We start from the raw sequence: 23797 nt of genomic DNA on the forward strand, positions 1-23797 counted from the left end.
TGTGTTGAATGCTGCCGAGCGTCCGATTGTAGGCGAGGACGAATAACCCCGCAAACTCACGGGCAATTTATCCGCGGTATGCGGAAAAGCGCTGTTTGCGCAACGTCCGGCAGGACCAACCGGCGATGCGCAGTATCCGTTCCCGCATGGGACGCGTCCGTTGCGGGACCTTCGTTTCGCTTGCGCCGGTTACGTCAGATCGTATCGGTCAACCTCGGCTGCACGTCGGCGAGCGACACGTCGGCCGAGCCTTCGGCGAGATGCACGGTCAGGCGCCGCTGCGGCTTCAGCGCGCTCGGCGCGCGCACCGCGCGGCCCGTCTGCGCATCGACGAGCGCCGCATAGCCGCGCTCGAGCGTGCGCTTCGGGCTCAGCACCTCGAGCCGCGCCGCACAGGCTGACACACGCGCCGTGTCGCGTTCGTGACGGCGCTGCAATGCGAGCGCGAGACGTTGCGACAGCCCCGCGAGCGCCTGGCGCGCCTGTGACGGATCGGGCCGCGCGCGCTGCCAGCGCAATTGCGCGAGCGCGAAGCGCGCGCGTGCGTCGCGCACCGGCCGCGACGCCGCCGACGCGAGCCGCGCCGCGAGCTGCTCGACGTGCGTGCGCTGCCGCTGCAGCCGCTCGGCCGGGCTCACGAGCCGGCGCGCGAGCCAGTCGAGTTGCTGCGCACGCTGTTCGAGCCGGCGTTCCATGCCGCGCGCGAGCGCACGCTGGCAGTCGCCGACCTCGCGCAGCAGCAGCGCGCGCTGCGGGCTCGCGAGTTCGGCCGCGCCGGTCGGCGTCGGCGCGCGCACGTCGGCCGCGAAGTCCGCGATCGTGAAATCGGTTTCGTGCCCGACGCCGCTGACGACCGGCAGCTCGCTCGCCGCGATCGCACGCGCCAGCGCCTCGTCGTTGAACGACCACAGATCCTCGATCGAGCCGCCGCCGCGGCAGACCAGCAGCACGTCGACCTCGCGCCGCGCATTCGCGGCCTCGACGGCCGCGACGAGCTTTTCGGCGGAACCGGCACCCTGCACGGGCGCCGGATAGACGATCACCGGAATGTGCGGCGCACGGCGTGCGAGCGTGGTCAGCACGTCGCGCAGCGCGGCGGCCTGCAGCGACGTGACGATGCCGATCGCGCGCGGGTGGGCCGGCAGCGGCCGCTTGCGCTCGGGCGCGAAGAGCCCTTCGCCTTCGAGCTGCGCCTTCAGCCGCAGGAACGCCTCGTACAGGCGCCCCTGCCCGGTGCGCCGCACGGCCTCGACGTTGAGCTGCACTTCGCCGCGCGGCTCGTACATCGTGACGACCGCGCGGACCTCGATCCGGTCGCCTTCGCGCGGCGTGAATTCCGCGTATTGGGCGCGGCCGCGGAACATCACGCAGCGCATCTGCGCCTGCTGGTCCTTGATCGAGAAATACCAGTGGCCGCTCGCGGCGCGCGTGAAATTCGATACTTCGCCCGAAATCCACAGCAGCGGAAACGAGCGCTCGAGCATCGTCGAAATCGCGCGATTGAGCGCCGAAACGGGAATCACTTCGTCGCCGCCGCGGGTCGCGCCGGGTGCAGCAAAAGGGGAGTCGGAAGGCATGGACGGTCGGATGAATGCTGGCGGCGACACGATAGTCCGACACACGCGCGGCGTCCAGCACCGAGCGCATGCGTCGCGGCGCTCGAAAGGTGTCCACATTCTGGCAATCGTCCGCCTAAAACGCTTGGAAACCGCGAAAAAAACCAGACAATTCCCGATAACACATTGATTTTTATATATTTTTAAACCTTTCGGAATGATTCTCATCCGATTCGATGCCCACCGGGCGGGCGTTTGAGGCCATCGACCGGGGAGTTCTTCACAGAGTTATCCACAGCCCGCCGCGATCCGGCCCCGCGGGCTGCGTCGGCCGGTCGCGCTTGCCGCGTCCGCATGCGGCGCGCTAGAGTGCCGCCTTCCGCAGACCCCGCGGCATGCGCCGCCCAACGGAGAATCCGCCTTGACGAATCCGTCCCACGCCGCGGCGCACGACGCGCCGCGCCCGGTCCGATGAGCACGCCCGGCGGCCCGCTCGCCCGGCTCGAAGCGCGCCTGACACGCGAATGGCAGCGGCGCGGCGCGCTCGCGTGGGCGCTCACGCCGTTCGCATGCGTGTTCGGCCTGTGCGCGGCGCTGCGGCGCACCGCTTACGCACAGGGCTGGAAGAAACCGGTCGACGTCGGCGTGCCCGTCGTCGTGGTCGGCAACGTGACCGTCGGCGGTACCGGCAAGACGCCGACCGTGATCGCGCTCGTCGACGCGTTGCGCGCGGCCGGCTTCACGCCCGGCGTCGTGTCGCGCGGCTACGGCGCGAACGTGAAAGCGCCGACCGCCGTCACGCCCGCGTCGCGCGCGAGCGTGGGCGGCGACGAGCCGCTGCTGATCGCGCGCCGCACCACCGCGCCCGTCTGGGTGTGCCCCGACCGCGTGGCGGCCGCGCAGGCGCTGCGCGCCGCGCATCCGGACGTCGACGTGATCGTCAGCGACGACGGCCTGCAGCACTACCGCCTCGCGCGCACGGTCGAGCTCGTCGTGTTCGACCACCGGCTCGGCGGCAACGGCTTCCTGCTGCCGGCCGGCCGCTGCGCGAGCCGCTGTCGCGGCACCGCGACGCCACGCTCGTCAACGACCCATACAGCGGCGCGCTGCCGCCGTGGCCCGACACCTACGCGCTCGCGCTCACGCCGGGCGCCGCATGGCACCTCGACCAGCCCGCAATGCGCCGCCCGCTGTCGCAGTTCGCGCACGAGCGCGTGCTCGCCGCAGCCGGCATCGGTGCGCCGGAACGCTTCTTCGCGACGCTGCGCGCGGCCGGTCTCGCGCCGGCGACGCGCGCGCTGCCCGACCACTACGCGTTCGCCGACAATCCGTTCGTCGACGACGCCGTCGATGCGATCCTGATCACCGAGAAGGATGCAGTAAAATTGGGCGCTTCCTGGCGCGACGCTCGACTCTGGGTCGTCCCTGTCGAAGCCGCGCTCGACCCTCGCCTCATTGCCCTCGTTGTGGAGAAACTCCGTGGACGCTCGCCTGCTTGAAATCCTTGTGTGCCCTATCTGCAAAGGCCCGCTCCACTATGACCGCGCCGCGCAGGAGCTGATCTGCAACGCGGACAAGCTCGCCTACCCGATCCGCGACGGCATCCCCGTGATGCTCGTCGACGAAGCGCGCCAGACCGTCGAAGGCACGCCGGTCGACCCGGCCGGCCGATAAACCGCCAGGCCGCTCGACCGGCGCAATCGCTTGAAGGCGACCCGGCCCCGGCCGGTCGCCGAACGCCGCCGGGAGACCGGCGCCGGACGCGCCACCCGCCCCGTCCCTCTCACCGTTCCCTCCGATGACTCACCCGCAACCCTTCATCGCCGTCATTCCCGCCCGGCTCGCGTCGACGCGCCTCCCGAACAAGCCGCTCGCCGATCTCGGCGGCAAGCCGATGGTCGTGCGCGTCGCCGAGCGCGCGCGCGAAGCGGGCGCGCAGCAGGTGCTCGTCGCATCCGACGCGCAAAGCGTGCTCGATGCGGCGCGCGATCACGGCTTCGAGGCGGTGCTGACGCGTGCCGACCATCCGTCCGGCACCGACCGGCTCGCGGAAGTCGCGGCGACGTTCGGGTGGAGCGACGACACCGTCGTCGTCAACGTGCAGGGCGACGAGCCGCTGATCGACCCGGTGCTCGTGCGCGACGTAGCGTCGCACCTGGCCGCGCATCCGGCCTGCGCGATCGCGACCGCGGCCCACCCGATCCACGATGCAGCCGACGTGTTCAACCCGAACGTCGTGAAGGTCGCGCTCGACGCGCAGAGCGTCGCGCTGTACTTCTCGCGCGCGCCGATTCCGTGGAGCCGCGACGCATACCAGCCGCACTGGCCGGACGTCGCGGCGATGCCGGCCCCTGGATTTCCGGTCTATCGGCACATCGGTCTCTATGCGTATCGCGCGCGTTTCCTGCGCACGTATCCGACGCTCGCGCAGGCACCGATCGAACAAGCCGAGCAGCTCGAACAGCTGCGCGCGCTGTGGCACGGCGAGCGCATCGCAGTGCTGATCACCGAGTCCGCACCCGAAGCCGGCATCGACACGCCGGCCGATCTCGCGCGCGTGCAGGCCCTTTTTCGGCCGGGTTCAAAATAACCCGTGGCATAATCAGGCGATTGTGCGAGCCGTCCGCGACCAGCGCGTCCTCGCTTGACCCCGCCCGCGGCCCTGCCGGCAGCCGCGCGTCGCCGAAGCCGACGCGCCGCATCAGACCGGTCCGCCGCGCGCCAGGCAAGCCCCGCGCACGCAGTCGCCGGCGCCTTTGCGTCTCGCCACACGAATCTACATACTGGAGATATCACCATGCGTTTGATCCTGTTGGGCGCGCCCGGCGCGGGAAAGGGCACCCAGGCAAACTTCATCAAGGAAAAATTCGGCATCCCGCAAATCTCGACGGGCGACATGCTGCGCGCGGCCGTGAAGGCCGGCACGCCGCTCGGCGTCGAGGCGAAGCGCTTCATGGATGAAGGCAAGCTCGTGACGGACGACCTGATCATCGGCCTCGTCAAGGAGCGCCTGAAGGAATCCGATTGCGCGAACGGCTATCTGTTCGACGGCTTCCCGCGCACGATCGCGCAGGCCGATGCGATGAAGGACGCCGGTGTCGCGATCGACTACGTGCTCGAGATCGACGTGCCGTTCTCGGAAATCATCGAGCGCATGAGCGGCCGCCGCACGCACCCGGCATCGGGCCGCACGTATCACGTCAAGTTCAACCCGCCGAAGGTCGAAGGCCACGACGACGTGACGGGCGAACCGCTGATCCAGCGCGACGACGACAAGGAAGAAACCGTCAAGAAACGTCTCGAAGTGTACGAAGCGCAGACCAAGCCGCTGATCAAGTACTACGGCGACTGGGCGCAGCGCGGCGAGGAAAACGGCCTGAAGGCGCCGCAGTATCGCAAGATCTCGGGCCTCGGCAGCGTCGAGGAAATCCGCGAGCGCGCGTTCGACGCACTGAAGTAAGCACCGCATCGCGCACCGCAAGCCGCCCTTTCCGGGCGGTTTTTTTTCGCCCGGCCGAGATTCGCACGACCGTGCCTGTCTCGCCGCCGCGCGATGGCGCCCCGTACAATCGGTCGGATACGTGCGCGCTGCCAACCGGCGCACGGTTTTTCAACCGATCGCTTGGCATCGGACAGTACAACCGCCTTGCATGGGACCTTCCCAAGCGCCAAAGCGCCAAGGGCGGTCGACCGCTTTGCATGGGACCTCCCCAAGCGCTAAAGCGCCAAGGGCGGTCGACCGCCTTGCATGGGACCTCCCTAAGCGCTAAAGCGCTAAGGGCGGTCGACCGCCTTGCATGGGACCTCCCTAAGCGCTAAAGCGCTAAGGGCGGTCGACAAAGGAGACAGTCATGGAGATTCGCGGCAACGTCTTTCTGATCACAGGCGGCGCGTCGGGCCTCGGCGCCGGAACGGCGCGGATGCTCGCGCAGGCCGGCGGCAAGGTCGTGCTCGCCGACCTGAACGAGGCGGCCGGCGTCGCGCTCGCGACCGAGCTGGGCGGCGAATTCGTGCGCTGCGACGTGTCGAGCGAAGCCGACGCGCAGGCAGCCGTCGACGCGGCGACGCACGCGGGCACACTGCGCGGCCTCGTCAACTGCGCGGGCATCGCGCCCGCCGCGAAGACCGTCGGCAAGGACGGCGCGCATCCGCTCGACGTGTTCGCGAAGACGATCAACGTGAACCTCGTCGGCACGTTCAACATGATCCGGCTCGCAGCGGCCGCGATGGCCGCAACCGCGCCGACCGCGGACGGCGAGCGCGGCGTGATCGTCAGTACCGCATCGGTCGCCGCATTCGACGGGCAGATCGGCCAGGCCGCGTACGCGGCCTCGAAGGCCGGCGTCGCCGGCATGACGCTGCCGATCGCGCGCGACCTGTCGCGCAGCGGCATCCGCGTGATGACGATCGCGCCCGGCCTGTTCGAGACGCCGATGCTGCTCGGCATGCCGCAGGACGTGCAGGACGCGCTCGGCGCGATGGTGCCGTTCCCGCCGCGGCTCGGCAAACCGGCCGAATACGCGATGCTGGTGCGCCAGATCGTCGAGAATCCGATGCTCAACGGCGAAGTGATCCGCCTCGACGGCGCGATCCGGATGCAGCCGAAGTAAGCGCGCATGCAAAACGCCCGCGATGCGGGCGTTCTTCATTCCGGGTTCCGGCCGTCGCGCGACCGGCTCAGTCCTCGTCGTCGCGCTGCATCCGCTGCCGCAATTCGGTCACCTGCGACTCGACGACGGTCGCATCGTCCGCCTCCGGCCGCTCGCCGAGATACTGCTCGAGATCCTCGAGCGCGGGGCGCAGGTAGTCGAGCCGCGCATACGCGAAACCGCGATCGCGCACCTCGTCGAGCTGCTCGGGCAACAGGATCACGAGCCGCTGCTGCACCGCGAGCAGCCGCTGCCAGCGTTCCGTCTGCAGATAGATCGTCTTCAGGTTGCGCAGCATCCGCGCGATGATCTCGCGGCTCGTCGCGGGCTGCAGCAGCGCGCGCAACGCGCTGTCGACCGCGCCGGCCGCGCGCGCGACATACGGCTCGAGCATCTCGACCATCTCGGCTTCGGACAGCGAATGGCCGTTGGTCGGATCGATGATCAGGTCGCCGTCCGGCAGCGTGACGCGCAGCAGGAAATGGCCGGGGAACGATACGCCGCGCGCCGGCACGCCGACCTGCTCGGCGAGCTCCAGATACAGCACCGACAGCGAGATCGGAATCCCGCGCCGCCGTTTCAGCACGGCGTTCAGGTGGCTGTTATCGGGGTCGTAGTAATCGTTGTGATTGCACGCGAAGCCGAGTTCGCGGAAGAAGAAGTCGTTCAGCGCGGCGACGCGGCCTTTCAGGTCCGCATCGTCGGCGAGCCGCCGGCGCAGCCGCGCCGCCAGCATGTCGAGTTCGGCCAGCGTGCCCTGCAGGTCGAGGTCGGGATACGCGTCCTGCGCCAGCGACAGCGCGGTCTCCGTGACGGGCAGGCTGTCGTCGTCCGCCACGAGCGTGCTGAAGTAGTCGAGGACGCGGGTCATAGCGGTCGTCACTTGGCGCGCCTTCTGAAGTAAGCGTATTTGAAGCCCATCACCCACAACATACCGAAATATAGTGCAGCGAACAGCACCAGGCACGCGGCCATCAACGCGATGCGATCGAGCGGCTGCGTGCGCATCCCGGTCCAGTCGAAGCTGATCGAGAACCAGTGCATCACACCCGCGAGCACGAGCGTCGCGCCGACCAGCTGCATGAAGAAGCGCGGCCAGCCCGACGACGGCTGGTAGATGCCGCGCTTGCGCAGCCCGAGGAACAGCAGCAGCGAGTTCAGGCACGCGCCGACGCCGATGCTCAGCGTGAGGCCCGCATGGCCGATCAGCGGCACGAACACGTAGTTCGAGATCTGCGTGACGATCAGCACGCCGATCGCGATCTTCACGGGCGTCTTGATGTCCTGCTTCGCATAGAAGCCCGGCGCGAGGATCTTGATCAGGATGATGCCGACGAGGCCGATCCCGTAGGTCGCGAGCGCACGCGCGACCATCGTGACGGTATGCGCGTCGAACTTGCCGTAGTTGAAGAGCGTCGCGGTGAGCGGCGTCGCGAAGAAGAACAGCGCGAGCGCGCTCGGCGCCGCGAGCAGGAACGTGACGCGCAGCCCCCAGTCGAGCAGCGCCGAATACTCGGTCGAATCGGCGTCGACGTGCGCCTTCGACAGGCTCGGCAGCAGGATCGTGCCAAGCGCGACGCCGAGCAGCGCCGTCGGGAATTCCATCAGACGATCGGCGTAGTTGATCCACGACACGGCGCCCTGCCCGAGCCGCGACGCGATGTTGGTGTTGATGATCAGCGACAGCTGCGCGACCGACACCGCGAACGTCGCGGGCACCATCTTCGCGAGCACGCGCTTCACGCCGGGGTGCCGCAGCGCGCGCAGCGGGTTGAGGCCGATCAGCGGCACCATGTCGATCTTCTTCAGGCCCGGCAGCTGCACGAGGAACTGCAGCACGCCGCCCACGATGACGGCCCACGCGAGCGCGAACACCGGCACCTTCAGGTGCGGCGCGACGAACACGGCCGCGGCGATGAATGCGACGTTGAGCAGCACCGGCGCGAACGCGGGCAGCGAGAAGCTCTTGTACGTGTTCAGCACGCCGGACGCGAGCGTCGTCAGCGAGATGAACACAATGTACGGGAACATGATCTGCGTCATCGTGACCGCGAGCGGGAACGCCTGGCCGTCGGTGTGCAGGCCGGACGCGACCGCGAACACGACCCACGACGCGCCGGCGATCCCGAGGACCGACAGCACGGCAAGCGCCCACGCAAGCACGGTCGACATCGCGTCGACGAGCGCCTTCGTCGCATCGTGCCCCTGCTGGTTCTTGAACTCGGCGAGGATCGGCACGAACGCCTGCGAGAACGCACCTTCCGCGGAAAGGCGGCGCAGCAGGTTCGGAATGCGGAAGGCGACGTAGAACGCGTCGGTGTATTGACTGGCGCCGAACGCACGGGCGATCAGCGTCTCGCGGGCCAGTCCGGTCACGCGCGACAGCAGCGTGAAGCCGCTGACCGTCAGCAGGGCTCGGAATAGATTCATGGGGCGCTTATTATACGGACGTTGCGTGACCCGGCCACCGCCCGATGCCGAAAAGCGCGCCCGCTGCCGGCGCCCCGCCCGGCGGGTGTCACATCGATCTTGCCACTCGCTTGATTTTGTTGCTATAATCGCCCGTTTCTAGGCCTGTACATGTACGGCAACTGCCGTTTCCATGTTCCGGCCTCGGTTAAAATCACCGTTTTTTTATGCGCCCCTGGGCAATCGTTCTCAGGGGACGGATCGAAAAGCAGCGCTTGGCCGTCAGGCTCCAAGCTCTGGAAACAGGACAGGATAAGGAACCGTCATGGCTAACTCCGCACAAGCACGCAAGCGCGCCCGCCAGGCCGCGAAGGCAAACTCGCACAACTCGGCGCTGCGCTCGAAATTCCGTACCGCGATCAAGTCGGTTCGCAAGGCTGTTGAAGCCGGCGACCAGGCAAAGGCTGCCGAGCTGTTCAAGGCTGCCGTGAAGACGATCGACACGATCGCCGACAAGAAGATCGTTCACAAGAACAAGGCCGCTCGCAGCAAGAGCCGCCTCGCCGCAGCCGTCAAGGGCCTGCAGGCAGCAGCGTAAATCCGGTGTGACCGGCAAGGGCGCCCGCTCACGCGGGCGTTCCTGTTTCCTGCGATCGCAAAAAAACCCGCCTAGGCGGGTTTTTTTGTTGCCTGTCGTACGGCGATCGCGCCGACCGACGACAGCCAGGGCGGGCGCACCAGGCGCCCTCGCCCTTCGGCATCACCGCATCACTTCTTCGCGCCGTAGTCCGGCAGCTCGCACGCCTCGGTGACGACGAGGTTGTTGTCCTTCGCGAAATTCAGCACGAAATCGAAAGCCATCGGCTCGATGTCTCGCAGCCGCGAATCGAGGATCACGCATTTCAGGTCGCCGAGCATCGTCGGACGCACGTACAGCGAATACTTGAGACGTGCATTCGGCCCGCTCGCCCCCGGCCCGAAGCAGGCCATCACACCGGCCAGACGTTCCGACCAGTCGCTCGGGCGAAACTTTTTCCCGTCTTTCGTAATGCCCTGGATAAAGAATTCGGTCGGAGGGGTTTCAGCCATGTGGTTACCCAAGTGACGGCCCGGCGATGCCCAGGCGACGGCGCCTGGATACGCGAACACAAAGCTGGAATGGACGGCGGCACAAGCATTCCGATATCCCGAAAACAGGACGCCAACGCGTGCTGCCGGTGTGCCGCACCGGATTTGTGCAGCGCACAGCTTGTGTCCGGCAGAGCGCGAAGAGGCTTGCCTGCCGGGCTGGAGAAAACTTTTGGATTATACCGCAGCGCGCCATCGCGCGTCGTCCCGACGCCCCCTTCCCGTACCGCCGGCCGCGCGCGGAGATCGCGCCCCGCTTCTCTTCGCGGCTCGTCAAAGCACAGAAAATCCTTTATGCTGCTTTGAGTTATCCACACCCGACGGCGGCGCCGTCCGGCCTCGCTGCCGGGTGAAACCCGCCGTATTTCGCTTCATGACCGCCAAAACCATTCGTCACTACCTGCAGTTCAAGGATTTCTCGCTGGAAGACTACGAGTACGTGCTCGAACGCACGGGTATCCTGAAGCGCAAGTTCAAGAACTACGAGACCTATCACCCGCTGCACGACCGCACGCTCGCGATGATCTTCGAGAAGAGCTCGACGCGCACGCGCCTGTCGTTCGAGGCCGGGATCTTCCAGCTCGGCGGCCACGCCGTCTTCATGAGCACGCGCGACACGCAGCTCGGCCGCGGCGAGCCCGTCGAGGATTCCGCGCAGGTCATCTCGCGGATGGTCGACATCATCATGATCCGCACGTTCGAGCAGGAGGTCATCCAGCGCTTCGCGGAAAACTCCCGCGTGCCGGTGATCAACGGCCTGACCAACGAATACCACCCGTGCCAGGTGCTCGCCGACATCTTCACGTACTACGAGCACCGCGGCCCGATCGCCGGCAAGACCGTCGCATGGGTCGGCGATGCGAACAACATGCTCTACACGTGGATCGAAGCCGCGCAGATCCTCGGCTTCAAGCTGCGCCTGTCGACGCCGCCCGGCTATGCGCTCGACATGAAGCTCGTGTCGCCCGACAGCGCACCGTTCTACGAGGTGTTCGACGATCCGAACGAAGCATGCAAGGGCGCCGATCTCGTGACGACCGACGTATGGACGAGCATGGGTTTCGAAGCCGAGAACGAAGCGCGGATGAAGGCGTTCGCCGACTGGTGCGTCGACGAGGAAATGATGGGGCACGCGAACCCGGACGCGCTGTTCATGCACTGCCTGCCCGCGCACCGCGGCGAGGAAGTGACGGCCGGCGTGATCGACGGCCCGCAGAGCGTCGTGTGGGACGAGGCGGAAAACCGCCTGCACGTGCAGAAGGCGCTGATGGAGTTCCTGCTGCTCGGCCGCCTCAAACACTGACGCGCCGGCGGAATCCGGCAGCAGACGCAAAAAGCGCCGATCGACGATCGGCGCTTTTTGTTTGGGTACGTGAAAACCGGCGCGGACCCGCGCTACAGGCAGACCGGCTCGGCCTCGAGCTCGACGCCGAATTGCTCGCGCACGTCGGCCTGGATCGCCCGTGCCAGCGCGAGCACGTCGGCGCCCGTCGCGCCGCCGCGATTGACGAGCACGAGCGCCTGGCGGTCGTGCACGGCCGCCGCGCCCAGCGCGCGCCCCTTCCAGCCACAGCGGTCGATCAGCCAGCCGGCCGCGAGCTTCACCTGCCCGTCCGGCTGCGGATACGACACGACATCGGGCGCGCGGGCGCGCAGCGCAGCGAACTGCGCGGCGTCGATCACCGGATTCTTGAAGAAACTGCCCGCGTTGCCGAGAACGAGCGGATCGGGCAGCTTCGCGCGGCGGATCGCGACGACCGCGTCGAACACGTCGCGCGGCGTCGCCGCATCGGGCGCGATGCCGCGCGCGTCGAGCTCGCGCGTGACGTCCGCGTAGCCGAGCCGCGGCGCCCATCGCCTGGGCAGCCGGAACGTCACCGACACGATCGCGAACCGGCCGCGCCCTTCCCGCTTGAAGAAGCTGTCGCGATAGCCGAACGCGCAGCGCGCGGCGTCGAAGCGCTCGCTGCGCCCCGTAGATAGCTCGACGGCGACCAGCGAATCGAAATACACCTTCATCTCGAGGCCGTACGCGCCGATGTTCTGGATCGGCGCGGCGCCGACCGTGCCCGGGATCAGCGCGAGATTCTCGAGGCCCGGCATCCCGTGCTCGAGCGTCCACGCGACGAAGTCGTGCCAGTTCTCGCCGCCGCCGGCCTCGACGTACCACGCGTCGTCGTCCTCGCGCACGACGCGGCGGCCCGCGATTTCGTCGAGCAGCACGACGCCGTCGAAATCGCGTGTGAACACGACATTGCTGCCGCCGCCGAGCACGAGCTGCGGCAGGTTCGCGACGCGCGGGTCGCGATGCAGCGCCTCGAACTGCGACGCGTGCGTGATGCGCGCGGCGAAGCGCGCGTTCGCGTCGATGCCGAACGTGTTGTGCGCGGCGAGCGGATGGTCGGGAAGCAGCGACAGGGCGGAATCGTCAGGAGGCATCGGCATTCGCGGTCACGTCGGCCCGGGCCGGCGGAAGGCCGGTCTTGGGCAAACGGAGGGGCATCGGTAAAATGGCAAACAGTCCGCAATTATAGCGAGTGCCCGCGCGCGAGCCGGGTGCCCGCATCTCAAGGGAGAATGCCATGCCATCGTTCGACGTCGTTTCCGAAGCGAACATGATCGAAGTGAAGAACGCCATCGAGCAGTCGAACAAGGAAATTTCGACGCGCTTCGACTTCAAGGGCTCCGACGCGCGCGTCGAGCAGAAGGAACGTGAGCTGACGCTGTTCGCCGACGACGATTTCAAGCTCGGCCAGGTCAAGGACGTGTTGATCGGCAAGCTGGCCAAGCGCAACGTCGACGTGCGCTTCCTCGACTACGGCAAGGTCGAGAAGATCGGCGGCGACAAGGTCAAGCAGATCGTCACCGTGAAGAAAGGCGTGACGGGCGATCTCGCGAAGAAGATCGTGCGGCTCGTGAAGGACAGCAAGATCAAGGTGCAGGCGAGCATCCAGGGCGACGCGGTGCGCGTGGCGGGCACGAAGCGCGACGACCTGCAGAGCGTGATCGCGATGCTGCGCAAGGACGTGACCGACACGCCGCTCGACTTCAACAACTTCCGCGACTGATCGCCGGCCGATCCGTCCCGTCATCCCGCCGGGCCCCGCACACGCGGCGCGCCCGGCGCGCGGCAAGCGCCGCGTCGTCAGGCTTTCCCGCCGTCCTGCGCGCCGCCGTCCGCGGCCGCCTTCTTCTTGTCGCCGATCCGGCTCTCCTGCCCCGCGAGCAGCTTCGAAATGTTGCCGCGGTGACGCCACACGAGCAGCACGCTCATCGCGAGCACGGCCCATGCGACCGGGTTGTGGCTCGTGCCGAACAGGAATACGTCGAACACCGGCGCGAACACCGCCGCCACCAGCGCCGCGAGCGACGAATAGCGGAAGAAGAATGCGACGATCAGCCAGGTCAGCGCGGTCGCGAGCCCGAGCACCGGGTGTACGGCGAGCAGCACGCCGGCCGCGGTCGCGACGCCCTTGCCGCCCTGGAAGCGGAAGAACACCGGATACAGGTGGCCGATGAACACGGCAATCGCGACCCATGCGACCGCGACGTCGGGCAGGCCGAAGCGCCGCGCGAGCCAGACGGCAATCCAGCCCTTGAATGCGTCGCCGACGAGCGTCAGGATCGCGGCTTTCTTGTTGCCGCTGCGCAGCACGTTGGTCGCGCCGGGATTCTTCGACCCGTATGAACGCGGGTCGGCCAGGCCCATCGCGGCGCTGACGACGACGGCGAACGACACCGAACCGATCAGGTAGGCAACGAGGGCGGCGAGCAGGATCTGCATGCGGAGGACTCTTCTTTCAACGTATCGGTAAAGGGACGGCTCGGTGCGCGGCAAGCCGAAACGGCGCCCATTCTACCGAACGAGCGCGGCCTGCCACGAAGGTGAAACCCTCAGTCGACGCTCGCGCACTGCACGGGCTGCGCGCCGAGCAGCGACGTGAGCACCGCCGGCGCGAGGCTGACGAGGTAGCCGCGACGGCCGCCGTTCAGGTAGATCGTCGGCAATTCGAGGATCGTCGCCTCGACGTAGACGGGCATCGTCTTGCGCGTACCGAACGGCGACGTGCCGCCGACGAGATAACCCGAATGGCGGTTCGCGACCTCGGGCTTGCACGGCTCGACGCGCTTCGCGCCGATCTGCCGCGCGAGGTTCTTCGTCGACACGGTGCGGTCGCCGTGCATCAACACGATCAGCGGCTTCGCGTGCTCGTCTTCCATCACGAGCGTCTTCACGACGCTGTGCTCGTCGACGCCGAGCTGGCGCGCCGATTCGCCGGTGCCGCCGTGTTCGACGTATTCGTACGGATGCTCGCCGAACGCGACGCCGTGGCGGCGCAACAGCTGGGTCGCAGGGGTTTCGGACACGTGTCTGGATTTACTCATGGCGGCATTCTAATGGCGAACGACCGGCGCGCGCGATGGCGCGCCCGCGCCGGCGGTATACTCGCGGCCCGTTTTCCGCCGGGCGGCCCGCGGCGTCGCCGTGGCGATTCCGCCCATCATCATTGCAGACATCGCGAAACGCTATTGCCCGTTTGGCCGATTGTGGCGCGTGCATCGTCATGGCACGATCGTTCGCAAACATCGTCACGCCGCCGCCCGCCCCTTTTCTGGAGACGCCATGCCCTCGCCCATCCGCTCTTCCGAGTCGCTCGACGTCGATGCGCTGCTCGCCGCGCTGCCTAACCGCATCGCCGACGTGCCCGCGCGCTGGGCCACGCGGGCGCCCGCGCATCCGGCGCTGATCGAGGACGCGCGCCGCCTGTCGTACGGCGACTTGTCGCAGGCCGTCGATGCGGCCGCCGCACGGCTCGCGAGCCTCGGCGTGCAAGGCGGCGACCGCGTGATGATCGTCGCGGAAAACTGCGTCGCGCAGATCGTGCTGCTGTTCGCGGTCGCCCGCGTCGATGCGTGGGCGCTCGTGTCGAACGCGCGGCTGTCTGCCGGCGAACTCGATGCGATCGCCGCGCACGCGCGTCCGAAGCTGATCGCGTTCGCGACGGACGCATCGCCCGACGCACGTGCCCACGCGGCGCGGCTCGGCGCGACACCCGCCGGCGCGCTGCCGATCGACATCGGCGCGTGGTCGTATCGCGTCGATGCGAGCGCGCCTGCCGAACCGGTGGCCGCCGACGGTGCCGCGCAATGCGCGGCGCTGATCTACACGACCGGCACGACCGGCACGCCGAAAGGCGTGATGCTGTCGCACCGCAACCTGCTGTTCATCGCGGCGACGTCGAGCACGCTGCGCCGCGTGTCGCCGGACGACGTCGTCTATACGGTGCTGCCCGTGTCGCACGTGTACGGGCTCGCGTCGGTCTGCCTCGGCAGCCTGTACGCAGGCGCGACGCTGCGGCTCGCACCGCGCTTTGCGCCGGAGGCCGTGCGCATCGCGCTCGCCGACGAAGGCGTCACGATCTTCCAGGGTGTGCCCGCAATGCACGCGAAGCTGCTCGAACACCTGCACACGCACGGCCACGCGTGGCACGCGCCGCGCCTGCGCTTCGCGTATTCGGGCGGCTCGCCGCTCGATGCGAACCTGAAGGCGCGCGTCGAGCGCGTGTACGGCGTGCCGCTGCACAACGGCTACGGGATGACTGAAAGCAGCCCGACCATCACGCAGACGCCGCTCGACGCGCCGCGCGCCGACAGCTCGGTCGGCGTGCCGATTCCGGGCGTCGACATGCGGATCGTCGCGCCGGACGGCACCAACGTGCCGCAAGGCGAAGTCGGCGAGATCCGCGTGCGCGGGCCGAACGTGATGCTCGGCTACTACCGCAACGCGGACGCCACGCGCGCGGCCGTGTCGCCGGACGGCTGGCTGAGCACCGGCGATCTCGCGCGGCAGGACGCGGACGGCGCGGTGACGATCGCGGGCCGCAGCAAGGAACTGATCATCCGGTCCGGCTTCAACGTGTATCCGGTCGAAGTCGAACAGGTGCTGAACGCGCATCCGGACGTCGTGCAGGCGGCCGTCATCGGCCGCGCGGTCGAAGGCAACGAGGAAGTGCTCGCATTCGTCGAGCTGGTGCCGGGCGCGGCGGCGGACGAACCGGCGTTGCATGCATGGTGCGCGGAGCGATTGGCGCCTTACAAACGCCCTGCCCACATCCGCGTGCTCGACGCGTTGCCGGCCGCATCGACCGGCAAGGTGCTGAAGCACAAGCTGCGCGACCTGGCCTGACGCCAGCCGGCCGGCAGGCGCACGCAGCGAAGAACGCGCCGTGCCGGAATCGCGCCCCCCGTGCGCTAGCCGCGCGGGTGGTGTTGCGCGTGCAGCGTCCTCAGCCGCTCGCGCGCGACGTGCGTATAGATCTGCGTGGTCGAGATGTCGCTGTGGCCGAGCAGCAACTGCACGACGCGCAGGTCGGCGCCGTGGTTCAGCAGGTGCGTCGCGAACGCATGCCGCAGCGTGTGCGGCGACAGGTGCGCGCGCACGTCGGCCTGCTGCGCGTGGCGCTTGATGATGTTCCAGAACTGCTGGCGCGTCATTCCGTCGCCGCGCGCGGTCACGAACAGCGCGTCGGCCGCGCGTGCGCCGAGCAGCGCCGGCCGCGCATTGCGCAGGTAGCGCTCGATCCAGCCGTGCGCGACTTCGCCGAACGGCACGAGCCGCTCCTTCGAACCCTTGCCCATCACGCGCACGACGCCCTCGTTGAGGCCGACCTCGACGGTCTTCAGCGTCACGAGCTCGCTCACGCGCAGCCCGCTCGCGTACATCAGCTCGAGCATCGTGCGATCGCGCAGGCCAAGCGGCGTGTCGATGTCGGGCGCACCGAGCAGCGCCTCGACCTGCGCCTCGGACAACGTCGACGGGAACCGGGCCGCCTGTTTCGCGGACGTGATCCGCAGCGTCGGGTCCGCGCTCGCGCGATGCTCGCGCACGGCCCAGCCGTAATAGCGACGGAACACCGACAACCGCCGGTTCGACGACGTCGCCTTGCCGTCGCTGCGCGCGGCAATGTAGCCCGTCACCATCGCCTCGTCGGCCGAATCGAGCGGCGCGTCGTGCGTCGCGGCCAGCCATCGGGAAAACAGCACCAGATCGCGCCGGTACGCGTCGAGCGTGTTGCGCGACAGCCCGTGCTCGAGCCACAGCGCATCGCAGAACACGTCGATCGACGCGCGGCTCGCAAGCAGCGCGGGCGATGCCGCAGCGGCATCGTCGTCGGCTTCGGGGGAAATCAGCGGTTCGCTCATCAGTACGGCACGCCTTCGTGCGCCAGCAGCCAGCGCTTCACTTTCTGGTAATAACCGTTGTCGTCGTGGTTCGCGAAGCCGCCGAGGCCGCCTGCCGCGACGACGCGATGGCACGGGATCACGAGCGGGAAGTAGTTCGCGCCGCACGCCTGGCCGACCGCGCGCGGCGCACTGCCGATCCGCTTCGCGACCTGCCCGTAGGTCAGCACCGTGCCGGGCGGGATATCGCTGATCACGTCCCACACGCGGTGCTGGAACGCGCTGCCGACGTCGGCGAGCGGCAGGTCGAAGCGCGCCGACGCACGCTCGAAATAACGTTCGATCTGCTTGACCGCGCGCTTCGCGAGCGGCGAATCCGGCTCGACCGACTTCACCGATTCGGGCAGATAGACGATCTCGCGCACCACCGCGGCGTCCGTGCGGATGCCGACCTTGCCGAACGGTGCGTCGATGACTGCATTGAACATTGCCCTCTCCTGAGCGATGGATGGCGCGGCACCGCCGCGCGCCGACGACACTTTACGCCGCCTTCACGCGGCGCGCAGCGCCCATTCGACATGCTCGCGCACGACCGGCGACGGATCGTCGGCCCGCGCGCGCAACGCGGCGACGATCGCGTCGCGCGCCTGCGGCGAAATCCGGTCGGCGCTCGCGCGCAGCGCATTGCCGAGCCCGACCGCGAGATTGCGCAGCCAGCTTTCGTAGCCGATGCGTCGGATCGCGCTGCCCTGCATCCGCGTATCGAACGCTTCCGCATCCCACCCGAACAGCTCGACGAGCGTCGCGCGGTCGAGGCCGTGCCGCACGTCGAAATCGGCCACCGGCGCGGCCTGCGCGAATTTGTTCCACGGGCACACGAGCTGGCAGTCGTCGCAGCCGTACACACGATTGCCGATCATCGGCCGCAGCGGCTCGGGAATGCTGCCTTTCAGCTCGATCGTCAGGTACGAGATGCAGCGGCGCGCATCGACGCGGTACGGCTCGACGATCGCGCCGGTCGGGCACGCGTCGATGCAGCGCGTGCAACTGCCGCAATGCGAGCCCGGGGTCTCGGGTGCGGTATCGGGCGACGTGTGCGCGTCGGTCGGCAGCGGAATATCGACGTAGATCTCGCCGAGGAAGAACAGCGAACCCGCATCGCGCTGCAGCAGCAGCGTGTGCTTGCCGCGCCAGCCGACGCCGGCCTTCTGCGCGAGCTCGACCTCGAGCACGGGCGCCGAGTCGGTGAACACGCGGTAGCCGAACGCGCCGATCTCGTGCTCGATGCGCTCCGCGAGCGTCTGCAGCCGGTTGCGCAGCACCTTGTGATAGTCGCGGCCGCGCGCATAGATCGACACGACGGCCGCTTGCGGATCGTCGAGCCGCGCCCGTTCGCGTGCGCGCCAGTCGTGCGGCGCGAGCGCACCGGGCACATCGCCGGGCGCGCCAGGGGCGAGCGTTTCGGCCGGCAGGTAGGCGAGTCGCACGGAAATCACGCGTCGCGTACCGGCCACAAGTTCGGCCGGCCGCGCGCGTTTCATCCCATGTTTCGCCATATAATCCATTTCGCCGTGGTATCCGGCTTCCAGCCAGGCGGCGAGGCCTGCTTCGGCATCCGAGAGATCGGTATCGCTGATGCCGATCGCCCCGAAACCCAATTCGCGCCCCCACGCCCTGATGCGCGCGGCGAGCGCAGTCAAGGCCGCATCGTCGAGCGCGCACGGCGCCGCGCCTTCGGCATGAGTCGAAGGCCTGTCGGATGCGGCGAGTTCCGGTAATCGGTTCATCGCACTATTTTACGAGAATGCCAGCCACGTCCCATACGCCTCATGCCGCCACGCTGCCCGCCCCGCTCGCGGAGCGCGTGATCGCGCTCGCCGACGAAGCGGCGACCGAGGCCTTCGGCACCCGCTTCGCGCATGCGCTCGACGCGGCGCGCCTCGATCTCGCCCGCGCGCATGCGTTCGACGGGCTGCAGATCCAGCTGGTCGGCGATCTCGGCGCGGGCAAGACGACCCTCGTGCGCGCGATCCTGCGCGGCCTCGGCCACCAGGGCCGCGTGCGCAGCCCGACCTATACGCTCGTCGAGCCGTACGCGCTCGAACGCAGCGATGGGGAACTTGAGGTCTATCACTTCGATCTGTATCGATTCAACGATCCGGCCGAATGGTCCGACGCAGGCTTTCGCGAATATTTCAATTCCAGCGCGATCTGCCTCGTCGAATGGCCGCAACAGGCGGGCGTGCTGCTCGGCGTGCCCGACCTGGTTTTCTCGCTCGACGTGGATGGCGACGGCCGCGCCCTCACCGTCCGGGCGTACAGCGCTTCAGGAAAGGCATGTCTCGAAAGATGTTGATCAAACCGTTCCGCTCGATCGAATCGGCGGCCACCGCGACGCATAACTGGCGGCGCCGCCAGATCCTGCGCGCGGGCGCGTCGACGCTGGTGCTCGGCCTCGTCGCGCCGCGGCTCGCGCACGCGTCATCGGTGCTCGGCGTGCGCGTATGGCCCGCGCGCGATTACACGCGCGTCACGATCGAATCCGACCAGCCGCTGCAGAATAGCCAACAACTGCTGCAGGGTCCCGACCGTCTCGTCGTCGACCTGAACGGCCTCGATCTCGACCAGGCGCTGCGCGACCTCGTGTCGAAGATCGCGCCGAACGATCCGCAGATCCAGTCGGTGCGCGTCGGCCAGTATCAGCCGCACGTCGTGCGGATGGTGTTCGACCTGAAAGGCTCGGTGAAGCCGCAGGTGTTCACGCTGCCGCCGGTCGGCACCTACAAGTACCGGCTCGTGTTCGACCTGTATCCGGCCGTCGCGCCCGATCCGCTGACCGACCTGATCGCGCAGACGGAACGCAAGGAACAGGCGCTCAACGACACGGCGCGCGCTCAGCAGATGCAGCCGCCGAGCGCGCTGAACGGGCCGGCCACGCCGCCCGTCGCGGGCAACGACAACAGCGACGCGTTCTTCCAGCGCTTCGCGCAGAACACGCCGGGCACACCGCACACGCCGCCGGCTGCCGGCACGCCCGCGACGCCCGCGAAGCCGGCCGTCAAGCCGCCGCCCGTCATCGCGCGCCGCGACGACAGCGACGACGACGGCGACACCTACAAGTTCACCGCACCGAAATCCGGCAAGGGCGGCACCGTGCGCCTGCTGACGGTCGCGATCGATCCGGGCCACGGCGGCGAGGATCCGGGCGCGATCGGCGGCGGCGGCACGTACGAGAAGCACATCGCGCTCGACATCGCGAAGAAGCTGCGCGCGAAGATCGACGGCGCGCCGAACATGCGCGCGATGATGACGCGCGACGCCGACTTCTTCGTGCCGCTGAACGTGCGCGTGCAGAAGGCGCGCCGCGTCGGCGCCGATCTCTTCGTGTCGATCCACGCGGACGCGTTCACGACGCCGTCCGCGCGCGGCTCGTCGGTGTTCGCGCTATCCGATCACGGCGCGTCGAGCGCCGCGGCGCGCTGGCTCGCGAACAAGGAGAATTCGTCGGACCTGATCGGCGGCATCAACATCAAGACGCAGGACGCGGCCGTGAGCCGCGCGCTGTTCGACATGTCGACGACCGCTCAGATCCGCGATTCGATGCGCTACGGCAACTACGTGCTGAAGGAAGTCGGCGGCATCAACAAGCTGCACAAGGGCTCGGTCGAGCAGGCCGGGTTCGCGGTGCTGAAGGCGCCCGACATTCCGTCGATCCTCGTCGAGACCGCGTTCATCAGCAACCCGGACGAAGAGCGCAGGCTCAACGACGACAGCTATCGCGACGAGATGGCCGACGCGATCTTCCGCGGCATCAAGCGTTATTTCGCCGCGAATCCGCCGCTCGCGAAGAACCGGATGGCCTGACGGCCGTACCCGGCCACCCCGCCCCGCCGCCGGCACGCAGCGCGTGCCGGCGCGTCACGACGCCGCGAAGCGGCGCATCAGTTTCCCGCCGAACACGTTCACCGCGAGCCCGCCCATCACGAGCGCCGCGCCGATCAGTTGCGCGCGCGTCAGGTGCTCGTCGAGCAGCAGCGCCGACGACGCGAGCCCGACGATCGGCACCAGCAGCGAAAATTGCGCGACCTGCGCGGCCGGGTAGCGCGACATCAGGCGGCTCCACAGCCCGTAGCCGAGCAGCGTCGCGACGAACGCGAGATAGACGACCGCGAAGATCGACGCACCGTCGAGCCCGGCGAGCGCGGTCGCGATCCGCTGCGGCCCTTCGAACCACAGCGACAGCAGGAAGAACGGCACGGGCGGCACGAGGCTCGCCCATACGACGAGCGACACGAGGTTCGCTTTCCCGACCTTCTTCGTGACGATGTTGCCGAACGCCCACATCGCGGCCGAGCAGATCGTCAGCAGGAAGCCCGCGAGCGTCATCGCGCGGCCGCCCTGCGCCGCGATCACGACGAGCCCGCCCGCGGCGATCGCGAGCCCGACCAGGTTCTGCACGCGCAGCCGCTCGCCGAGGAACAGCATCGCGAACACCAGCGTGAAGAACGCCTGCGACTGCAGCACGAGCGACGCGAGGCCGGCCGGCATGCCGACGTACATGCCGGTGAACAGGAACACGAACTGGCCGAGCTGGATCGTCGCGCCGTACAGCAGCAGCAGGCGCCACGGAATCTGCGGCCGGCGCACGAAGAACACCGCGGGCACGGCCGCGAGCGTGAAGCGCAGCGCACCGAGCAGCATCGGCGGCATGCCGTGCAGGCCGACCTTGATCACGACGAAGTTCACGCCCCACGCCAGGATCACGACCAGCGCGAGCAGCAAGTCCTTCGGGGCCATCATCGGCGTCTCCTCGATTGTCGAATCGTTGTGCAAAGTACCCCAACCCTGTCGCTTCGCGCCAGCCCCCGAGGGGGTCAGGAAAACTTGGGGCGGCCCGGCGTTTTCTTGAGAAGCGCGTCAGTCTACCGGGTTTCGCCGCCCGGCCCGATACCCGCGCGGCGCGCATGGAATCGTCGGCGGGCGGCTATTACAATGACCTGCATCCCCATCGCATCACCGGACCCGCCATGACCGACTCGATCAAAGCCCTGCTGAAGCCGCACGTGCGCGACATCGGCAATCTGCAGGTGCGCCGCACGCTGCCCGCGCTCGCCGCGCGCCTCGTCGGCCCGTTCATCTTCTTCGATCACATGGGGCCCGCCACGCTGCCGGCCGGCACCGGGCTCGACGTGCGCCCGCATCCGCATATCGGGCTCGCGACCGTCACCTACCTGTTCGACGGCGCGATCCTGCACCGCGACAGCCTCGGCTCGCGGCAGGAAATCGTGCCGGGCGACGTGAACTGGATGACGGCCGGCCGCGGGATCGTCCACTCCGAACGCACGCCCGATGCGCAGCGCGCAAACGGCCACACGGTGCACGGGATCCAGACCTGGGTCGCGCTGCCGCGCGCGCACGAAACCACCGAGCCGTCGTTCGAGCACCATGCGGCCGACACGCTGCCGAAGCGCGACGAAGACGGCGTGTCGCTGACGGTGATCGCCGGCGATGCGTTCGGGCTGCGCTCGCCGGTCACGACGTTCTCGCGCACGCTGTACGTCGCGGCCGAATTCGCGGCCGGCGGCCGCATCGAACTCGACGCGTCGCACGAGGAGCGCGCGGTCTACGTGGTCGACGGCGATCTCGCGATCGACGGCACGCCGGTTCCGGCCGAGCAGATGGCCGTGCTCGCGCCGGGCGCGGCGGTCGCGCTGACGAGCGCCGGCGGCGCGCGCGCGATGCTGCTCGGCGGCGACAGGATCGACGGCGAGCGCTTCATCGAATGGAATTTCGTCGCGAGCAGCCGCGACGCGATCGCGCGCGCGAAGGAAGCCTGGACGCGCCAGGAAATGGGCAAGGTGCCGGGCGAGACCGAGTGGATTCCGCTGCCCGAGTCGAAGCCGCGTTGAAAAACGGGCGCGCCGCCCCCATCCTGACGATATTCGAACGGAAGAGAACGACATGGACACCACGCTTGCCACATTCGAGAAAGACGTCATCGAGGCGTCGCTGGACACGCCCGTGCTGGTCGACTTCTGGGCGCCGTGGTGCGGCCCCTGCAAGACGCTCGGCCCGCTGCTCGAAAAACTCGAAGCCGATTACGACGGCCGCTGGAAGCTCGTGAAGGTCAACGTCGACGAGAACCAGGAACTCGCCGCGCACTTCCAGACGCGCAGCATCCCGCACGTGATCGCGTTCGCGGACGGGCGCCCGGTCGACCAGTTCGTCGGCGTGCTGCCCGAAGGCCAGTTGCGCGCGTTCCTCGACCGGCTGCTGCCGGCGCCCGAGGAAGCCGAACGCCGCGCCGCGCAGTACGCGATGGCAGAATCGCGCTACGACGACGCGCTCACGCACCTCGAAGCGGCGCTCGCGCTGAACCCCGGTTTCGACGACGCGCGCCTCGACCTGATCGAACTGCTGCTCGCGAACAACCAGGTCGAAGTCGCGCGCGCCGAGGCCGAGCGCCTGTCGCCGCAGATCGTGCAGGACGGCGATCCGCGCTACCAGGCGATCAAGACCCGTTTCGACGCGCTCGACGCAACGGCCGACCTGCCGCCGACCGACGCGCTCGAAGCGCGCATTGCGGCGAACCCCGGCGATCTCGACGCGCGCTTCGACCTCGCGCAGAGCCTGATCGCGCGGCGCGAGTATGAAGGCGCGCTGGAGCAGTTGCTGGAAATCGTGCTGCGCGACCGCGCGTACGGCGACGATCTCGGCCGCAAGACGATGATTTCGGTGTTCGAGCTGGCGGGCGACCGCCCCGATATCGTCGCCGGATGGCGGCGCAAGCTGAGCATGGCGCTCAACTGACGAACGACCGGCCGGGCCGCAATGGCCCGGCTAGGGCACCGTATCGCCGGCAGCGCGTGTCCC

23 protein-coding genes and 1 pseudogene are annotated in these 23797 nt (G+C 68.3%); 13 read left to right on the plus strand and 11 right to left on the minus strand.

Annotation, left to right across the window (positions count from 1 at the left end; genetic code table 11):
- Nucleotides 1-194: 194 nt before the first annotated feature.
- Entirely contained in the window at nt 195-1577 is a 1383-nt protein-coding gene (gene xseA, locus MRS60_RS13585; protein WP_243564836.1) for an exodeoxyribonuclease VII large subunit, read from the minus strand.
- A gap of 450 nt (nt 1578-2027) precedes the next feature.
- Here xseA and lpxK point away from each other — a divergent pair.
- The 5 genes and pseudogenes from lpxK to MRS60_RS13610 all read left to right on the plus strand — a co-directional run bounded on the left by lpxK (nt 2028) and on the right by MRS60_RS13610 (nt 6166).
- Nucleotides 2028-3055 (plus strand): annotated as a pseudogene (lpxK, locus tag MRS60_RS13590) (tetraacyldisaccharide 4'-kinase).
- Nucleotides 3036-3230 carry a Trm112 family protein gene (locus MRS60_RS13595; protein WP_010090898.1) on the plus strand — a complete coding sequence of 65 codons (195 nt, stop codon included), beginning with the start codon at nt 3036-3038 and terminating at the stop codon, nt 3228-3230. Before lpxK ends, MRS60_RS13595 begins: the two are co-directional and overlap by 20 nt.
- Before the next feature lie 124 nt (nt 3231-3354).
- Complete coding sequence (kdsB, locus tag MRS60_RS13600; protein ID WP_243564837.1) at nt 3355-4146, plus strand: 3-deoxy-manno-octulosonate cytidylyltransferase; 792 nt, start codon at nt 3355-3357, stop codon at nt 4144-4146.
- A gap of 207 nt (nt 4147-4353) precedes the next feature.
- The gene (gene adk, locus MRS60_RS13605) at nt 4354-5016 is read left to right on the plus strand and encodes an adenylate kinase (RefSeq protein WP_175748896.1); all 663 of its coding nucleotides are present in this window, start codon (nt 4354-4356) and stop codon (nt 5014-5016) included.
- A 391-nt stretch (nt 5017-5407) separates the two neighbouring features.
- Nucleotides 5408-6166 carry an SDR family NAD(P)-dependent oxidoreductase gene (locus MRS60_RS13610; RefSeq protein WP_034178849.1) on the plus strand — a complete coding sequence of 253 codons (759 nt, stop codon included), beginning with the start codon at nt 5408-5410 and terminating at the stop codon, nt 6164-6166.
- A 67-nt stretch (nt 6167-6233) separates the two neighbouring features.
- On the opposite strand, the gene MRS60_RS13615 is transcribed toward MRS60_RS13610, so the two are convergent.
- Nucleotides 6234-7076: a SirB1 family protein gene (locus tag MRS60_RS13615; RefSeq protein WP_034178850.1), complete on the minus strand. Its 843-nt coding sequence runs from the start codon at nt 7074-7076 to the stop codon at nt 6234-6236.
- Nucleotides 7077-7084: 8 nt separating this feature from the next.
- Nucleotides 7085-8635, minus strand: coding sequence for a murein biosynthesis integral membrane protein MurJ (gene murJ, locus MRS60_RS13620; RefSeq protein ID WP_034178851.1), 1551 nt, complete (start codon nt 8633-8635; stop codon nt 7085-7087).
- A gap of 304 nt (nt 8636-8939) precedes the next feature.
- Between murJ and rpsT the strand changes: the two genes are divergently transcribed.
- Nucleotides 8940-9212 carry a 30S ribosomal protein S20 gene (rpsT, locus tag MRS60_RS13625; protein ID WP_006482211.1) on the plus strand — a complete coding sequence of 91 codons (273 nt, stop codon included), beginning with the start codon at nt 8940-8942 and terminating at the stop codon, nt 9210-9212.
- A 170-nt stretch (nt 9213-9382) separates the two neighbouring features.
- On the opposite strand, the gene MRS60_RS13630 is transcribed toward rpsT, so the two are convergent.
- The gene (locus MRS60_RS13630; protein ID WP_034178852.1) at nt 9383-9703 is read right to left on the minus strand and encodes a DUF3579 domain-containing protein; all 321 of its coding nucleotides are present in this window, start codon (nt 9701-9703) and stop codon (nt 9383-9385) included.
- A 412-nt stretch (nt 9704-10115) separates the two neighbouring features.
- Between MRS60_RS13630 and argF the strand changes: the two genes are divergently transcribed.
- Nucleotides 10116-11045, plus strand: coding sequence for an ornithine carbamoyltransferase (gene argF / locus MRS60_RS13635; protein WP_034178853.1), 930 nt, complete (start codon nt 10116-10118; stop codon nt 11043-11045).
- Nucleotides 11046-11137: 92 nt separating this feature from the next.
- Here argF and murB read toward each other — a convergent pair whose 3' ends face one another.
- On the minus strand, nt 11138-12187 hold the full coding sequence (gene murB, locus MRS60_RS13640) for a UDP-N-acetylmuramate dehydrogenase (RefSeq protein ID WP_175748900.1): 1050 nt from the start codon (nt 12185-12187) through the stop codon (nt 11138-11140).
- A 137-nt stretch (nt 12188-12324) separates the two neighbouring features.
- On the opposite strand from murB, the gene MRS60_RS13645 reads away from it, so the two are divergent.
- Nucleotides 12325-12810 (plus strand): YajQ family cyclic di-GMP-binding protein, encoded by a 486-nt coding sequence (locus MRS60_RS13645; protein ID WP_011885818.1) that lies wholly within the window; start codon nt 12325-12327, stop codon nt 12808-12810.
- 77 nt (nt 12811-12887) lie between these two features.
- Here MRS60_RS13645 and plsY read toward each other — a convergent pair whose 3' ends face one another.
- Together plsY and ybaK are read right to left on the minus strand one after the other, a co-directional pair.
- The gene (gene plsY / locus MRS60_RS13650; RefSeq protein ID WP_034178855.1) at nt 12888-13526 is read right to left on the minus strand and encodes a glycerol-3-phosphate 1-O-acyltransferase PlsY; all 639 of its coding nucleotides are present in this window, start codon (nt 13524-13526) and stop codon (nt 12888-12890) included.
- A 110-nt stretch (nt 13527-13636) separates the two neighbouring features.
- Nucleotides 13637-14128 carry a Cys-tRNA(Pro) deacylase gene (ybaK, locus tag MRS60_RS13655; protein ID WP_012329097.1) on the minus strand — a complete coding sequence of 164 codons (492 nt, stop codon included), beginning with the start codon at nt 14126-14128 and terminating at the stop codon, nt 13637-13639.
- Nucleotides 14129-14366: 238 nt separating this feature from the next.
- Between ybaK and MRS60_RS13660 the strand changes: the two genes are divergently transcribed.
- A complete protein-coding gene (locus tag MRS60_RS13660) occupies nt 14367-15929 on the plus strand; it encodes a class I adenylate-forming enzyme family protein (protein WP_243564838.1) in 1563 nt (520 codons plus the stop codon).
- Nucleotides 15930-15994: 65 nt separating this feature from the next.
- Here MRS60_RS13660 and xerD read toward each other — a convergent pair whose 3' ends face one another.
- From xerD to queG, 3 genes are all read right to left on the minus strand, one after another.
- Nucleotides 15995-16945 carry a site-specific tyrosine recombinase XerD gene (gene xerD, locus MRS60_RS13665; protein ID WP_034178857.1) on the minus strand — a complete coding sequence of 317 codons (951 nt, stop codon included), beginning with the start codon at nt 16943-16945 and terminating at the stop codon, nt 15995-15997.
- Nucleotides 16945-17412: a methylated-DNA--[protein]-cysteine S-methyltransferase gene (locus MRS60_RS13670; RefSeq protein ID WP_175748903.1), complete on the minus strand. Its 468-nt coding sequence runs from the start codon at nt 17410-17412 to the stop codon at nt 16945-16947. The genes xerD and MRS60_RS13670 overlap by 1 nt, the downstream gene beginning before the upstream one ends.
- A 63-nt stretch (nt 17413-17475) precedes the next feature.
- Nucleotides 17476-18711 carry a tRNA epoxyqueuosine(34) reductase QueG gene (queG, locus tag MRS60_RS13675; protein ID WP_243564839.1) on the minus strand — a complete coding sequence of 412 codons (1236 nt, stop codon included), beginning with the start codon at nt 18709-18711 and terminating at the stop codon, nt 17476-17478.
- A gap of 17 nt (nt 18712-18728) precedes the next feature.
- Here queG and tsaE point away from each other — a divergent pair, with 17 nt between their 5' ends.
- Together tsaE and MRS60_RS13685 are read left to right on the plus strand one after the other, a co-directional pair.
- Nucleotides 18729-19280 (plus strand): tRNA (adenosine(37)-N6)-threonylcarbamoyltransferase complex ATPase subunit type 1 TsaE, encoded by a 552-nt coding sequence (tsaE, locus tag MRS60_RS13680; protein WP_034178860.1) that lies wholly within the window; start codon nt 18729-18731, stop codon nt 19278-19280.
- Nucleotides 19262-20788 (plus strand): N-acetylmuramoyl-L-alanine amidase, encoded by a 1527-nt coding sequence (locus MRS60_RS13685; RefSeq protein ID WP_105390063.1) that lies wholly within the window; start codon nt 19262-19264, stop codon nt 20786-20788. The genes tsaE and MRS60_RS13685 overlap by 19 nt, the downstream gene beginning before the upstream one ends.
- Before the next feature lie 54 nt (nt 20789-20842).
- Here the strand turns inward: MRS60_RS13685 and MRS60_RS13690 are convergent, their stop codons facing one another.
- Nucleotides 20843-21721 carry an EamA family transporter gene (locus tag MRS60_RS13690; protein ID WP_175749070.1) on the minus strand — a complete coding sequence of 293 codons (879 nt, stop codon included), beginning with the start codon at nt 21719-21721 and terminating at the stop codon, nt 20843-20845.
- A gap of 230 nt (nt 21722-21951) precedes the next feature.
- On the opposite strand from MRS60_RS13690, the gene MRS60_RS13695 reads away from it, so the two are divergent.
- Together MRS60_RS13695 and trxA are read left to right on the plus strand one after the other, a co-directional pair.
- Nucleotides 21952-22833, plus strand: a complete 882-nt coding sequence (locus MRS60_RS13695; RefSeq protein WP_034179411.1) for a pirin family protein — start codon at nt 21952-21954, stop codon at nt 22831-22833.
- A gap of 52 nt (nt 22834-22885) precedes the next feature.
- Entirely contained in the window at nt 22886-23734 is an 849-nt protein-coding gene (trxA, locus tag MRS60_RS13700) for a thioredoxin (protein ID WP_034178863.1), read from the plus strand.
- Nucleotides 23735-23797: the final 63 nt, after the last annotated feature.

The sequence above is a fragment of the Burkholderia pyrrocinia genome, assembly GCF_022809715.1.
GTDB classification, from domain to species: Bacteria; Pseudomonadota; Gammaproteobacteria; order Burkholderiales; family Burkholderiaceae; genus Burkholderia; species Burkholderia pyrrocinia_C.

Coding starts and splice junctions, on each gene's coding strand:
- MRS60_RS13690 (WP_175749070.1), bottom strand. CDS start 21,721: ATGGCCCCGAAGGACTTGCTGCTCGCGCTGGTCGTGATCCTGGCGTGG.
- xseA (WP_243564836.1), bottom strand. CDS start 1,577: ATGCCTTCCGACTCCCCTTTTGCTGCACCCGGCGCGACCCGCGGCGGC.
- MRS60_RS13660 (WP_243564838.1), top strand. CDS start 14,367: ATGCCCTCGCCCATCCGCTCTTCCGAGTCGCTCGACGTCGATGCGCTG.
- argF (WP_034178853.1), top strand. CDS start 10,116: ATGACCGCCAAAACCATTCGTCACTACCTGCAGTTCAAGGATTTCTCG.
- ybaK (WP_012329097.1), bottom strand. CDS start 14,128: ATGAGTAAATCCAGACACGTGTCCGAAACCCCTGCGACCCAGCTGTTG.
- murJ (WP_034178851.1), bottom strand. CDS start 8,635: ATGAATCTATTCCGAGCCCTGCTGACGGTCAGCGGCTTCACGCTGCTG.
- MRS60_RS13695 (WP_034179411.1), top strand. CDS start 21,952: ATGACCGACTCGATCAAAGCCCTGCTGAAGCCGCACGTGCGCGACATC.
- MRS60_RS13615 (WP_034178850.1), bottom strand. CDS start 7,076: ATGACCCGCGTCCTCGACTACTTCAGCACGCTCGTGGCGGACGACGAC.
- murB (WP_175748900.1), bottom strand. CDS start 12,187: ATGCCGATGCCTCCTGACGATTCCGCCCTGTCGCTGCTTCCCGACCAT.
- MRS60_RS13670 (WP_175748903.1), bottom strand. CDS start 17,412: ATGTTCAATGCAGTCATCGACGCACCGTTCGGCAAGGTCGGCATCCGC.
- rpsT (WP_006482211.1), top strand. CDS start 8,940: ATGGCTAACTCCGCACAAGCACGCAAGCGCGCCCGCCAGGCCGCGAAG.
- plsY (WP_034178855.1), bottom strand. CDS start 13,526: ATGCAGATCCTGCTCGCCGCCCTCGTTGCCTACCTGATCGGTTCGGTG.
- MRS60_RS13645 (WP_011885818.1), top strand. CDS start 12,325: ATGCCATCGTTCGACGTCGTTTCCGAAGCGAACATGATCGAAGTGAAG.
- MRS60_RS13630 (WP_034178852.1), bottom strand. CDS start 9,703: ATGGCTGAAACCCCTCCGACCGAATTCTTTATCCAGGGCATTACGAAA.
- queG (WP_243564839.1), bottom strand. CDS start 18,711: ATGAACCGATTACCGGAACTCGCCGCATCCGACAGGCCTTCGACTCAT.
- MRS60_RS13685 (WP_105390063.1), top strand. CDS start 19,262: ATGTCTCGAAAGATGTTGATCAAACCGTTCCGCTCGATCGAATCGGCG.
- kdsB (WP_243564837.1), top strand. CDS start 3,355: ATGACTCACCCGCAACCCTTCATCGCCGTCATTCCCGCCCGGCTCGCG.
- trxA (WP_034178863.1), top strand. CDS start 22,886: ATGGACACCACGCTTGCCACATTCGAGAAAGACGTCATCGAGGCGTCG.
- tsaE (WP_034178860.1), top strand. CDS start 18,729: ATGCCAGCCACGTCCCATACGCCTCATGCCGCCACGCTGCCCGCCCCG.
- MRS60_RS13610 (WP_034178849.1), top strand. CDS start 5,408: ATGGAGATTCGCGGCAACGTCTTTCTGATCACAGGCGGCGCGTCGGGC.
- xerD (WP_034178857.1), bottom strand. CDS start 16,945: ATGAGCGAACCGCTGATTTCCCCCGAAGCCGACGACGATGCCGCTGCG.
- adk (WP_175748896.1), top strand. CDS start 4,354: ATGCGTTTGATCCTGTTGGGCGCGCCCGGCGCGGGAAAGGGCACCCAG.